The sequence below is a fragment of the Bacillus paramobilis genome, from assembly GCF_038096195.1.
GTDB classification, from domain to species: domain Bacteria; phylum Bacillota; class Bacilli; order Bacillales; family Bacillaceae_G; genus Bacillus_A; species Bacillus_A mobilis.
Genome location: NZ_CP151108.1, coordinates 4625979 through 4639877, shown reverse-complemented (window position 1 = coordinate 4639877; position 13899 = coordinate 4625979). Strand labels below are relative to the sequence as shown.

The window sequence follows — 13899 nt, the reverse complement described above, 5'->3', positions numbered from 1 at the left end:
ATGCTTAAAATGAAAAAGTTGTTTACGTTAATCGTATTCTCATGTTTATTCGTACTTGTCGTGGCCGGGTGTGGAAGTAAAAAAGATGAGGCGAAAGAAACGAATACGAAGCAAGGCGGGGCTGTTGAGCAAATTAAAAAGCGCGGGAAGCTAGTAGTTGGGGTGAAGAATGATACGAACTTATTTGGATTGAAAAATCCTTCAACAGGGCAAGTAGAAGGATTTGATGTTGATGTAGCAAAGGCGCTTGCGAAAAAAATTCTTGGAGATGAAAAGAAACTAGAATTAAAAGAAGTAACGTCTAAAACGCGTATTCCACTACTGAAAAACGGTGATATTGATGCAATTATCGCAACAATGACAATTACAGAAGAACGTAAAAAAGAAGTAGATTTTTCAGATGTATATTTTAAAGCGGGGCAATCGTTACTTGTGAAAAAAGGAAGCGATATTAAAAGTATTGATGATGTGAAAAAGGGTGTGAAAGTGTTAGCTGTAAAAGGTTCAACGTCTACAAATAATATTCGTCAAAAGTCACCGGAAGCGACTGTATTAGAATTTGAAAATTACAGTGAGGCATTTACGGCGTTAAAAGCAGGGAAAGGTGATGTTTTAACGACAGATAATGCAATTCTTTACGGCATGGCAAAACAAGATTCGAATTATGAAGTTGTAGGGAAAATTTTCACAGATGAGCCGTACGGAATTGCAGTGCAAAAAGGTGCAGATGATTTAACGAAAGAGATTAATAGCTTGCTAAAAGATATGAAGGCGAACGGGGAGTACGACAAATTGTATGAGAAATGGATTGGGCAAAAGCAAGAGTAGTAAAGTGATATTTTAATGAGCGGAGCTGTATTCCCATTGATAAATAGTAAGAGGATGAGGGACGCTCATCCTCTTCTTGTAAAGAAAGAGGGGAGAATATGTGCCTGATTTTTCTATATTAACGAATAACATTGATATGTATTTAGAAGGCTTTAAATATACAGTGATGTCTAGTGTAATTGCGTTAATAGGCAGCTTTATTTTGGGTATAATTTTGGCTGTAATGCGCATTGCACCTATTCGTATTTTAAATTGGATAGGATCAGCTTTTGTAGAGTTTGTAAGAAATATTCCACTCGTATTAATCGCATTTATATTTTATTTCGCTTTACCTGTAATAGGAATTACTTTAAATGGTTTTGTAGCAGGAACAGTTACGCTTACCGTATATACAGCAGCATTTATTGCAGAAGTCATTCGCGCTGGTATTTTATCAGTTGCAAAAGGTCAAATGGAAGCGGCGCGGTCTTCAGGATTAACGTATGTACAGGGAATGTATTATGTTGTTTTACCTCAGGCGATGAAAATCGTAATCCCTCCTTTAGGAAATCAATTTCTCAATTTAGTAAAAAACTCTTCCATACTCGGAATTATAGCTGGAGCTGATTTAATGTATCAAGGAGACTTAATTTCAACGAAGACATTTGTTACGTTCGATGTATATATATTTGTCGGGATGTTTTATTTAATATTAACAATTCCGCTCAGTATGCTAGTGCGTTATTTAGAAAAACGCTTAGCAAAGGAGGCGGTGTAAATGGATTTTAAGGGAGCAATTACAGGAGATCATATTCTGTTTTTATTAAAAGGATTACTTATAACGTTAGAGGTAGCGCTCGTAGCAATTGTACTTAGCTTTATTATTGGTAGTGTAATAGGAATATTGCGCTACATGAAAATACCTGTTGTCTCACAAATATTAGGAATTATCGTTGAAGTGATTCGGAATTTACCACTACTTTTAATTATATTTTTCACATATTTTGCACTTCCAGAAGTAGGATTGAAATTAGAAATTATAACAGCTGTAATTGTTGCCTTAACAATATTTGAAGCAGCAATGATATCTGAAATTGTTCGAAGTGGTCTATTATCGATTGAAAAAGGGCAGATTGAGGCCGCAAGATCTTCAGGATTAACGTATGTTCAAGCGCTTTGGCATATTATTTTACCACAAGCATTAAGAAGAATGGTTCCGCCGCTTGTCAGTCAGTTTATTTCATTGCTGAAAGATACAGCATTAGCAGTTGTTATATCACTGCCAGAGCTTATGCATAATGCTCAAATTATTAGCGGACAGAATGTAAATTATATGATTCCAACGTTTATAGTAGTAGCTTGTATGTACTTTATCGTAAATTATAGTTTATCAATTTTATCGAGAAGATTAGAACTTCGTTAACCTTTACAATATATGTAAAGGTTTTTCCTTGTTTATCCTTATTTTCCTTTAAGTAGCATCTGAATCTTGCGATAATTCGATTTTTTATATTGTTTTATCAGAAAAGTTTTAATTTTATATAGAAATTGTAATCGCTTTCGTGTATATTTTTATTATCAGAAAATTTTAAAAAGAGATAGGGGTAATTGTAGGGGGAGGATTAAGATGCAGCAAACAACGAATGAGCAATTACATCGTACGATGAAGAGTAGACATTTATTTATGATCGCACTAGGTGGTGTAATCGGAACTGGTTTTTTTCTAGGTTCAGGTTACACCATTAATCAGGCTGGACCAGGGGGAGCCATCCTTTCATATTTAGTAGGCGGATTTATTATGTATTTAACAATGCTTTGTCTTGGAGAGCTAACGGTAGCAATGCCAGTTTCAGGATCTTTCCAAAAGTATGCGACGAAGTTTATTGGACCAGGAACTGGATTTATGATCGGTTGGCTATACTGGATTGGATGGGCAGTAACAGTAGGATTAGAATTAACATCGATCGGTTTAATGATGAAAAGATGGTTTCCGAATGTTGATGTTTGGGTATGGTGTCTCGTATTCGGAGTTATTTTATATGCTTCAAATGCAATATCAGCGAAGAGTTATGCTGAATTAGAGTTTTGGTTCTCTAGTATTAAAGTAGTTACAATTATTGCATTCATTCTACTTGGTGGTAGCGCGTTACTAGGATTTTTACCATACGACGGAAAAGAAGCAGCGCCTCTTTTCTCTAACTTTGTAAGTGATGGTGGGCTATTCCCAAATGGACTAGCTGCAGTGCTTCTTACGATGATTACAGTTAACTTTTCCTTCCAAGGAACAGAGTTAATCGGGATTGCAGCAGGAGAGAGTAAGGAGCCTGAAAAAACAATTCCACGTGCAATTCGTAATACAGTATGGCGCATTATGTTATTCTTCATTTTAACAATGACAATTTTAGTAGGGTTAATTTCTTGGAAAGAAGCAGGAGTAATTGAAAGTCCATTCGTAGTTGTATTTGATAAAATCGGAATTCCATACGCAGCTGATATTATGAACTTCGTTATTATTACAGCTTTACTATCCGTAGCGAATTCAGGATTATATGCGGCAACTCGTATATTATGGTCACTTGCAAATGAAGGAATGGCACCAACATCTTTCAAGAAGGTAAATAAACGTGGTATTCCAATTACAGCGCTAGTCGTAACGATTGCTGTTGCGGCGTTATCGTTATTAACAAGCTTCCTTGCAGAAGATACAGTATACATGTACTTATTATCTATAGCTGGTTTATCTGCTGTTTCAAGTTGGATCATTATTGCTCTATCGCAACTTCGCTTTAGAAGTCAGTATATAAAAGGCGGGGGAAAGTTAGAGGACTTAAAGTATAGAACACCGTTATATCCAATCGTTCCTATTTTAGCTTTAATTACAAATAGTATCGTTGTTATTAGTTTAGCGTTTATTCCAGAACAAAGAATGGCGTTATATTGTGGTATTCCATTTATCATTTTCTGCTACATATATTATTATATGAGTAAGAAACGGAAGAAACCGATGAAAGTGGAGATGGAGAAAACAAATGAAACTAACAATCAAACACGATGATATAGAGGCAGATTTATCGTATGGTCAATTAGCGATTGGAAAAGAAAACGGGTATTCACCGTTACAATTACTTGTTTCTTCTATCGCAGGATGTAGTGCAATTGTCTTTCGAACAATTTTAGAAAAGAAACGTATTACATACGATACGTTTACAATTGAGACTGAAATTGGTAGAAGTGAAGCTTTATCAAAACCAGTTGAAAGTGTTCATTTGCACTATAAAATTAAAGCACAAAACATTACAGAAGAGCAGTTGGACAAGGCACTGCAACTAGCAGTGAAAAATTGTACGATTGTTCAATCGGTAAAAGATAGTATAAAAGTTACGGAAACAATTGAACTAATAAAGTGAAACATAAAAACGTGAGAATACGGCTCTCACGTTTTTATGTTTTTAATAAAGGGGGAAATATGATGGAATGTTTAGGGTGTAAATTAGCAAGCGGAGAGGAAAAAATATATAAAGTATATGAAGATGACTATGTAACATGCTTTTTAGATCATGAACCTTTCTATTCAGGTCATACTTTAATTGTACCAAAGCAGCATGTTGTAGAAGTGGACGAATTAGATGATGTTATAGCGAAATCAATTATGGATGCTTCTAAGCTGATTGCAAAAGCGATTAAGCTATTATATAAACCTGACGGAATTACAATTTGTCAAAATGGTGGAGTATTTAACGAGTTAACACATTATCATATGCATGTCGTACCAAGATATAAAGAGCGCTCATTTGCTGAGTTTTATACGGTACACCCTGGAGAGAAGCAGAATTATAACTTGGAAGAGACAAAGCATTTGTTAAAAGAAGCGATAGAGAAAATGCTGTTTACTGACAAGGCGTAAGAGGGATAATCTTAAAGGAGCAGTCAGGAAAATTCGAATAAATAAAAGCCCAATTTCTCAGTTACAATAGAGAAATTGGGCTTTTGTTTATTCTATTATTAAATTTTATCTATAAAAAGATTTTGCAGTGTCACAAAGTATATTGCTCATTCGTTATATAGAGTAAGAGGAGGAATTATATGAAAGTTACAAACAACGATTATGAAAAGATGGAAGAGCTATACGAGTTGTACGAGCAAAAAATTTATTATATAGCCTATTCCATTTTAAATAATATTCAGCAGGCTGAAGATGCAGTTCAAGAGACGTTTATTACTCTTTATAAGAACTTGGAAAAGCTTCATAGCTTGAGCACTGAAGAGCTTAAACGCTACATTTTGAGGATAGCGAAAAACAAGGCGATTGATAGTTACCGAAAAAATAAACGACATGAAACATTTTTAGAAGAATATGAAAGAGAATTAACAGAAGCAGTAGATGAAAATATTGAAGAGTGGGAAAAACGTAAAATGTCTGAGGTTCAAATTGATACATTGCTAAAAGAGTTAAATGAATCTAACAGACAGGTGTTTAAGTACAAAGTCTTCTATAACTTAACGTACCAAGAAATTTCAAGTGTCATGGGGATAACCGAGGCCAATGTCCGCAAGCAGTTTGAACGCGCTCGAAAACGAGTCCAAAATATTATAGGAGGTATACAACATGACGAATTCAAAGAACTCCAAAGAAATATATGAACTTGCTGAAAAAATTGCTTTAGATGATTTTGATAAACTCGAAGAACAACATGAATTTTCACATACATATACGCGTAAAAAGAAATTGTTTATGGAGGAAATGAAGCTGAAAGATGGACAACCACAGAAAAAGCGTAAAAAACATCGTATGTTAATCGCTGCTGCTTGCTTATTAATCGGCATGCCGACAACCGTTTTTGGTGCAGTGAAAGTTTATAATATGATTGTTCAAAAACAAAATTACGAAGTAAATGTTTCAGTAACAAATAAGGACTCGCAAAAGAGTAATAAGTGGTATAAGTTGAAGGTTGGTAAATTGCCAGAAAATATGGAAGCAATTGATGACTCTGCTATGAAATATTCATTTAAAGATAACGACGCAAAGGGAGGCTTTTCATTTAGTCTTTGGAGAGTAGGGGAAAATGCGGACTTTCAAACTTTATATTCAAAAAGCTACGAAGAAAAAGAGATAGGTGGCAAGAAAGCAGTAATTGTTCATAAAGAAACTGGAAACAACAATGTAATGTTTGATAGGAAGGTCTTTCTCTTTTTTGAGAAAGAAGGGATTATGTTAGAAAGTTTTATTGGATCAGATATAAATGAAGAACAAATGATAGATGTGTTAGGGAATATTTCACTTGAGCCCACGTCAAAAGAAAAGGCAGCACATATATCAAATTATGATAAAAAGTATTTTAGCCAAGCAGATGAACCTAAAAAACCTAAAGTGATTCCTTTGAAAAAAGATAGCAAACGACTATTTCATATAGGGCAAAAGGTTCCAGTAACGATATCTATGGATAACAGCCAAATTGAATATGTGATAGAAAAAGTTGAAGTTTTTGATTCGATTAAAGATTTTAAACAAGAGAATTTTAATGAACTTGGCCTAGGGATATTAAGCAAGAAGAAGGCTTTAGATCAGACGGGGAAATTGCTATCGTACAGACGGGATGTATATAAATTAGGGAATGGTAAAGATTCAATTGATACATTAGTAGATTCGAAATTAGTTAATGTTAAATTTGTCTACTTAACAACAACAGTGAGAAATATTGGTAAACAGGCGACAGAAGAAATCTATATGCATCCATCCATAAAGCAGCTTAAATTTGAAGGGAATGCATGGAAATACGCTAAAGAAGAGGGAATGGAAGCAACGCGTATTATGACGGGAGAAGTTGATTATTTAGAGCCTCACGGAGATGGGAAAAGCTTCTACAATATTGGCAGTATCCGACCAGGAGAAACGGTAAAAGTTAACTTAGGTTATTTTGTAGATGAAGATAAACTAGATTCAATCTTTTTGGATGCTTTCCATTACAGAGGGAATGGAAGTACTGAAAATATGAATGCGTCATATCGTTGGTGGATTGATATTCGTCAACAGTCAAAACAATAGGAACAAATAAACAAAAAGCTGCTTATATCTAGCAGCTTTTTTCGTCTTCATACATATGTAAAACTTCTTTTGCACGTATACGTAAACTATCTATCAATTCTTTTGGCTCTAAAACTCGTGCATCTTTTCCAAGTCTATAAAATAAAGGGGTAATAAAATTGATTTCACCTTTATCAATTGTTGAATGTATATATCCTGTCCCGTCTTCGTTTCCTACCACGAATTCTTCAAGGTAAGGAACGCTTTTACATTGGCGCACGCCTTCTGCTGTTAATGAAACATGTAACTGGGTAGGAATGTGTACGACGTTAGAGCTCGAGTCGAACCATTTTTCTAAATTCATGAACGTATCTTCATTTTCTTCTGTTGATAATATAGAAAGAATACGATCAACGCGATACAGTAATACCTTTTTTCTGCTGAAGTCATAGGATGGTAAGTACCATAGCCCATCATGAGCATATACACCGATAGGATGAACATGTTTTGTTTTTATCCCCGATTTAGATTCATATTGAAAGTGTAAATTTTTATTTTCAATAGCTGCGGTTAACACTTCGTTTAAAAGAGGTGTATCAATTGTTCTCTTTGGATTCCAAAAAGCAATATAAGAGCGTATTTTATCAACTTTCGCTTTCGCATCATGTTGTAGAGAGCTATACAGTTTATGCGTAACGGAATTGAGTTCTGTATTAAATGGTAAGTCTCTGTAGTAGCTTAAAGACTGAAAAGCAAAAAAGATGGATACTGCTTCTTCTTCGGTGAATAAAATAGGCGGAATGACTTTATTCATTAATACTTTATATCCTCCGTTACGACCTTGTTCTGCGTAAAGGGGTAATCCCATATCGCTTAAATCTAAAATGTATCTATGAACAGTACGAACGGAAATATTAAATTCATTAGCTATTTCCTGAGCTGTAAATGTTCTTTTCGCAGAAGCGAATATAAGAATGTCTAGTAGACGTTTTGCTTTTGACAACTATCTCACTCATTTCTTTTTTTAATATGACATGAATTGTCATGTTTTAAGGATAGTATAGTGCGTATAAGGTGATTTTATCAATATACGTTGCAAGGAGGAAAAGAGATGTCACGTGAAGTTGTTTTATTTATAGCCGCTAGTTTGGATGGATATATTGCGAAAGAGAATGATGATTTAGAGTGGTTAATGGAAACCGAAGGAGAGGGAGATAACGGTTATACAGAAATGTATGAAACGATTGATACAATAATTATGGGGAAAAGAACGTACGATTATGTAGTAGAGCATACGGAAACATTCCCTTACTTAGATAAAGCATGTTATGTTTTTTCTCGTTCAGAAAAAGGCTCAGACGGAAACGTGGAGTTTGTAAATGAAGATGTAGTGGAGTTTACTAAAAGGTTAAAAGCACAAGAAGGATCTAAAATATGGATGGTCGGTGGAGGAAGTCTACTGAGTGAGTTCTTTAAAAATAATCTAATTGATGAATATATCGTTACGATTACACCACATATATTAGGTTCTGGAGTTCCATTATTTCAAGACAAGAATCCAGAAATTAATTTAACTTTAACCGATACGAAACGTTTTGGGCAATTTGTAAATTTATATTATAAAGTGAAACTTTAATCAGTGGGGGTTTTCTTCATCCCCACTGATTATCAGCCCTCACCAATCGGACTTTTAGGGGCAGTTGATCCCCACCTAAATTCTTTGCTTTCGCTGAATTTTGAGGTGGGGGTCTTACTGCCCATTAAAGCGGGATAAAGTAAAATGATAAAGAAACACGACTACCATCAATAGTCGTGTTTCTTTATAGATGGTAATGAAATGATAAAGCAAGACCCGTGATCGACTTCGCTTGTGACAGTAACATTCCCGCTGTGTAGTTCTACAATTTCTTTTACGATAGATAGTCCTAAACCAGTTCCACCTGTAGCTCGTGATCTTGCTTTATCAACTCGATAAAAGCGGTCGAAAATGTGAGGGAGGTCTTCAGGAGGAATACCTTCGCCTTCATCTTCAATTGTAATGGAGATATTTTTATGTTCTTCTGTAACAGAAATGTTTATATGAGAATGTTCTTTTGAATGTCTATAAGCGTTATTTAAAATGTTTATTATAACTTGTTCAAATCGCTGTTCATCTAAGTTTACTAGCAGTGTAGGAGGACAAGAGAAAGAAACTGTAATGTATCTTTCTTTATACATGGCATTTACCTTTTCGGCTATGCGAGTAAGGAAGGCGTATAAATGTACTTCCTTTACTTGAATAGAAAAGTTATGTTGTTCCATTTGTGCAAGTGAAAATAAATCTTGAACTAAGTTCGTAATATAATCAGACTCATCTTTTATAATAGATAAATATCGCAAACGTTGCTCAGGAGATGTGGTTTCTTTTAAAGCAATGTCAGCATAACCTCTTACGTATGTTAACGGTGTTCGTAATTCATGAGCAACACTTGCTAGAAATTCACTTCGCTCTGTTTTCATATAATGTAAATCATTAGCAAGCGTTTGAATAGACGATGCTAGTTCACCAATTTCGTCATTTCGAGTAGTCTTTAACGAAACGGATAAATCGCCTTTACTCATTTTTTCAGTGGCATGTTTCATGTGTAACAATGGTTTTGTTAACAATCGTGATAATAGAAAGATGGTGATGACTGTTAATAGAAACGTAATGACTCCGGCAATAATGAATTGTCTTGTTAGCCCGTTAACCATTTCCTCAATCGATTCTGTTCCGAGAAACATATATACGTAGCCTTCTGTTTTTCCTGCTACTATAATGGGGCTAACTGTACATATATAATTAGATGTTTTCCAATGATTTTCTATAATTGCTCCGTCATGATCTGTCCGTGTTTGCATTTTTTCAATATGCTTTTTTATAGTAGTATTTATTTCGTTGGATTTAGCCAGTACTTCTTTATTTGCATTTGTAATAACGACAGTGGTTTCGGCTTCGGATTCCATTAGTGCAACATGGGAGATTGTTTGCTTATCAAAATACTTTTCAAGGACATCTCGGTGACTATTTCCGCGCTTTAATAAAGCTGTCATTTCTTCGTTTACTCTATTGTTGACAAGGCTATAATAAAGCAAGACAAATAGAACACTTTCGATTAAAAGTGTAACAATTAAAAAATAAAATCCGAGTTGAATAGATATTCGCTTCATCGTTTTGCTCCTTAATCTACAGTATCAACCCATCGATAGCCGACTCCGTAAACAGTTTTCAAATGGTGATCAATAGGGAAATTTAATTTTCGTAATTTATCACGCAAATTACGAATATGTGAATCGACTGTTCTATCTTCTGTATTTGTATTTAATCCCCAAATTCGTTCAATGAGCTGATCGCGGCTTAACACGTAGTTCACATGACGTAAAAATAACCCGAGTAAGGAAAATTCGATTGGAGTGAGAAGAAGTTCTTCATTATAGACAGAAACGAAATGCTTTGCCTCATCCCATAAAATGCCGTGATATTGGATTTGCGCGTGTTGATTCGTTCGCCTTAAAACAGCTTCAATTCTTGCGAAAAGCTCTTCTTCATGGAAAGGTTTGGTTACATAATCATCCGCTCCAAGTTTTAACCCTTGGATGACATCTACCGTTTGATCACGGGCCGTTACCATAATGATAGGAACGTTACTAAAGGATCGAATTCTTTTGCACGTTTCCCACCCATCCATCTTTGGCATCATAATATCGAGTAAAACAAATTTGAAGTTTCGATTTTCTATATGTGAAATAGCTTCTTCCCCAGATACTGCACATACGCAGTTATATCCGATTGGAGTAAGATAAAGCGTTAATAATTCAAGCATTCTCGGCTCATCATCTACGAGTAGTATATCGACCATAGAGTACCTCCGCATTTGTAGTTATTACTTAAATTGTAAGTCAAAATCATGAAGAAATGGTGCAGATTATCATGCATCTGCATAATTTCTTCAGAATTGCTTGTTATTGTAAAGTTGAAATTCCATTTTAGGTAATCATATTGGCTCGAAAACGATTCAAATGGAGGCGGTATAGTGAAACAGATGACCCGAATTTTTGGGATAACAATAATTGCGGCGGTTGGTCTTGCGGCGTGTGGACAAACGAATACAGATCATAAAAATCATGAATCTACAAAAGAGAAGAAAACAGAGCAAAAGGAAATGAAAATGAATCAGGAGGTAACTGCGCCTAAAGAAATGAACGAAGGTGCATCGAATGATTTATTAACGACAAGTTTAAAAAATGTAACGAGATTAAACACAAACGATCCTCTGCAAATGGCAGTACTAACTTCGCAAACGATATGGCCAGCAACGCATAAAGAGAATCAGCCAGGCGCTATTATTTTAGTACCAGTAAACGAGTGGCAATTAGGTATTGCGAGTGCGGATCTTATTCATCATCCGAATAACGGGCCGATTTTATTTATAGAAAAAGAAAAGGTACCCGAAATGACATTAAAAGAAATAAAACGATTAAATCCGCTCGGAACGAAAGATGGAACACAAATTATGGTGATGGGGGATGTAGGTGCATCTATCCTTGAGCAATTAAAAGAGTATAAAGTAAAGCAAATAAAAGAAACGGATCCAGCTACATTTGCTAAAGAAGTGGATAAAGAATATGCCGATATAACAGGTAGCTATCCAAATAGTGTTATTATCGGTTCGTCTGAGGAAGAAGGACGTTTATATACAACACCAGCTGTGAACTGGATCTCTCATATGCCAGAACCGCTTTTATATACAGATAAAGATAAGGTGCCAGAAGCGACGATAGAGGCATTAAAGATGAGAAAAGATAAAGCGAATATATATGTATTAGGACCAGAAAAAATTATTTCAAAAACTGTAGAAAAAGAGTTAAGTAAATACGGGAAAGTAACGCGTATTAGTGGAGAAACTCCAACAGAAAATTCGGTTGCTTTTGCGAAATTTAAAGATGAAAAAACGAAATTTGGCTGGGGATTCACAAAACCAGGTCACGGTTTATCATTTGTTTCAAGCAAAACACCAGACTTAGCAGTTGCGGGAGCACCTTTTTCACATATGGGTAAACATGCCCCTGTTGTATTATTAGAAGAAGGTAAAGCTTCACAACCAGTGTATGACTTTCTTGCTAGTATTCAGCCGAAGTTTAAAGATGACCCAACACTTGGACCGTATAACCACGGCTTCTTATTAGGAAGTACGAGTGATATTTCATTTGAAACACAAGGTATATTGGATGAGAGGTTAGAGATTGTGCAAGAAAGTGGTCAAGGGCACGGTGGACATTAATAAAATGAGCAAAGGCGATGCTAAGGTAGCGTCTTTTTCTGTAGGAAACTTTTACATAGCAAAAATCTCTCTACTCGTTATATAATAGCCTTCGTGCAGTCGGCTTAGATTTTCTTATGGAGAAAATCAAATGATAAAGTGAAACTTTAATCAGTGGGGGTTTTGTTCATCCCTCACTGATTATTAGTTGAACCAATCGGGCTTTTATGGGCAGTTGATCCCCGCCTAACTTCTTTGCTGCCGCTGAATTTTGAGTTGGGGATCTTACTGCCCGTTAATGCGGGATAAAAGAGTAGAGGAGTGGTATTTTGTTTCAAACGATAAAAAATGATTGGTTCTCCAATGTGAGAGGGGACGTACTATCAGGAATTGTCGTTGCTTTAGCGTTAATTCCTGAAGCGATTGCTTTCTCTGTTATTGCAGGCGTGGATCCGACCGTTGGGCTATATGCAGCCTTTTGTATTGCAGTGACCATTTCATTTGTTGGCGGACGAACTGGAATGATTTCAGCTGCAACAGGTGCAATGGCATTATTAATGGTAACGCTCGTGAAAGATCACGGTTTGCAATATTTATTTGCTACAACAATATTAACGGGTATTGTCCAAATTATTTTTGGCGTGTTCAAACTGAGCTCATTTATGAAGTTTGTTCCTAAATCTGTTATGAGTGGCTTTTTAAATTCACTTGGAATTTTAGTTTTTACAGCGCAATTGCCGCATTTTAAAAATGCAACTTGGCAAATGTATGCACTTGTCGCACTAGGACTTGCAATTATATATGTATTTCCACGTATTACGACGGCGGTACCGTCTACACTTATTTCAATTATCATCGTGACAAGTATTGCACTTATGAGCGGATTACAGTTAAAAACAGTCGGGGATATGGGAAGTCTGCCGAAAGAATTACCGTTCTTTAGCATTCCTGACGTGCCTTTTACACTTGAGACATTAGGGATTATTTTACCGTACGCAGTTATGCTTGCAATTATCGGTTTACTCGAGTCATTATTAACAGCTTCAGTTTTAGATGATATGACGCATACGGAAAGTAATAAACATAAGGAAGCACGTGGGCAAGGTATTGCGAATATTGTCGCTGGTTTCTTCGGTGGAATGGCAGGATGTGCAATGATTGGACAATCTGTTATTAATATTAAATCAGGTGGACGAGGTCGTTTATCAACATTTGTAGCGGGTGGATTTTTAATCGTATTACTATTTGTTTTAGGTGACTATGTCGTTCATATTCCGATGGCAGCATTAGTTGCAGTTATGATTATGGTTTCAATCGGAACGTTTGATTGGAACTCTGTAACAACGATTCATAAAGTACCAAAAGGAAATGCATTAGTTATGATCGTAACAGTTGTGATTGTCTTAATTACACATAATTTAGCATTAGGTGTAATTATCGGAACAGTAATTAGTGCAGTTTTATTTGCTTTCAATATGGCAAAGATTCACGTGAAACATTTATATATTGAAAATAAGAAAATATACGAAATTCATGGTCAACTTTTCTTTGCATCTACAGCAGACTTTATAAATAACTTTGCATTCAATGAAGATGTAAAAGAAATTGAGTTGAATTTTACCCATGCACACGTATGGGATGATTCAGCAGTAGCCGCAATTGATAAAGTTATCATGAAGTATGAACAAAGTGACATGAAAGTAAGTATAACGGGATTAAATGAACGAAGCTCGAAGATCATTTCAAATTTAGCTACTTATAATAAAAGAATTGCTAGTTAGAAGCCTCCTT

14 protein-coding genes are annotated in these 13899 nt (G+C 35.4%); 11 read left to right on the top strand and 3 right to left on the bottom strand.

Annotation, left to right across the window (positions count from 1 at the left end):
- The 8 genes from glnH to AABL52_RS23815 all read left to right on the top strand — a co-directional run bounded on the left by glnH (window position 1) and on the right by AABL52_RS23815 (window position 6850).
- Window positions 1-828 (top strand): glutamine ABC transporter substrate-binding protein GlnH, encoded by an 828-nt coding sequence (glnH, locus tag AABL52_RS23850; RefSeq protein ID WP_000916482.1) that lies wholly within the window; start codon window positions 1-3, stop codon window positions 826-828.
- A 100-nt stretch (window positions 829-928) separates the two neighbouring features.
- Complete coding sequence (locus AABL52_RS23845) at window positions 929-1585, top strand: amino acid ABC transporter permease (RefSeq protein ID WP_341518569.1); 657 nt, start codon at window positions 929-931, stop codon at window positions 1583-1585.
- Window positions 1586-2230, top strand: a complete 645-nt coding sequence (locus tag AABL52_RS23840) for an amino acid ABC transporter permease (protein WP_341518568.1) — start codon at window positions 1586-1588, stop codon at window positions 2228-2230.
- Window positions 2231-2434: 204 nt separating this feature from the next.
- Window positions 2435-3862: an amino acid permease gene (locus tag AABL52_RS23835; RefSeq protein ID WP_098258529.1), complete on the top strand. Its 1428-nt coding sequence runs from the start codon at window positions 2435-2437 to the stop codon at window positions 3860-3862.
- Window positions 3837-4214: an OsmC family protein gene (locus AABL52_RS23830; RefSeq protein WP_000778841.1), complete on the top strand. Its 378-nt coding sequence runs from the start codon at window positions 3837-3839 to the stop codon at window positions 4212-4214. The genes AABL52_RS23835 and AABL52_RS23830 overlap by 26 nt, the downstream gene beginning before the upstream one ends.
- A gap of 59 nt (window positions 4215-4273) precedes the next feature.
- On the top strand, window positions 4274-4711 hold the full coding sequence (locus AABL52_RS23825; protein ID WP_341518567.1) for an HIT family protein: 438 nt from the start codon (window positions 4274-4276) through the stop codon (window positions 4709-4711).
- Between the two features lie 179 nt (window positions 4712-4890).
- Window positions 4891-5448, top strand: coding sequence for an RNA polymerase sigma factor (locus AABL52_RS23820; RefSeq protein WP_341518566.1), 558 nt, complete (start codon window positions 4891-4893; stop codon window positions 5446-5448).
- The gene (locus AABL52_RS23815; RefSeq protein WP_341518565.1) at window positions 5414-6850 is read left to right on the top strand and encodes a DUF4367 domain-containing protein; all 1437 of its coding nucleotides are present in this window, start codon (window positions 5414-5416) and stop codon (window positions 6848-6850) included. The genes AABL52_RS23820 and AABL52_RS23815 overlap by 35 nt, the downstream gene beginning before the upstream one ends.
- Window positions 6851-6878: 28 nt before the next feature.
- Here AABL52_RS23815 and AABL52_RS23810 read toward each other — a convergent pair whose 3' ends face one another.
- A complete protein-coding gene (locus AABL52_RS23810; RefSeq protein WP_341518564.1) occupies window positions 6879-7832 on the bottom strand; it encodes a helix-turn-helix transcriptional regulator in 954 nt (317 codons plus the stop codon).
- 108 nt (window positions 7833-7940) lie between these two features.
- On the opposite strand from AABL52_RS23810, the gene AABL52_RS23805 reads away from it, so the two are divergent.
- Window positions 7941-8465, top strand: a complete 525-nt coding sequence (locus AABL52_RS23805) for a dihydrofolate reductase family protein (RefSeq protein WP_073517280.1) — start codon at window positions 7941-7943, stop codon at window positions 8463-8465.
- A gap of 167 nt (window positions 8466-8632) precedes the next feature.
- On the opposite strand, the gene AABL52_RS23800 is transcribed toward AABL52_RS23805, so the two are convergent.
- Window positions 8633-10018 (bottom strand): sensor histidine kinase, encoded by a 1386-nt coding sequence (locus AABL52_RS23800; protein ID WP_341518563.1) that lies wholly within the window; start codon window positions 10016-10018, stop codon window positions 8633-8635.
- A gap of 11 nt (window positions 10019-10029) precedes the next feature.
- Window positions 10030-10707, bottom strand: a complete 678-nt coding sequence (locus AABL52_RS23795; RefSeq protein WP_000227656.1) for a response regulator transcription factor — start codon at window positions 10705-10707, stop codon at window positions 10030-10032.
- A gap of 174 nt (window positions 10708-10881) precedes the next feature.
- Here AABL52_RS23795 and AABL52_RS23790 point away from each other — a divergent pair, with 174 nt between their 5' ends.
- Both AABL52_RS23790 and AABL52_RS23785 read left to right on the top strand, forming a co-directional pair.
- Entirely contained in the window at window positions 10882-12129 is a 1248-nt protein-coding gene (locus AABL52_RS23790; RefSeq protein ID WP_341518562.1) for a cell wall-binding repeat-containing protein, read from the top strand.
- 308 nt (window positions 12130-12437) lie between these two features.
- Window positions 12438-13889 carry a SulP family inorganic anion transporter gene (locus AABL52_RS23785; protein ID WP_341518561.1) on the top strand — a complete coding sequence of 484 codons (1452 nt, stop codon included), beginning with the start codon at window positions 12438-12440 and terminating at the stop codon, window positions 13887-13889.
- The last annotated feature ends 10 nt before the right edge of the window (window positions 13890-13899 follow it).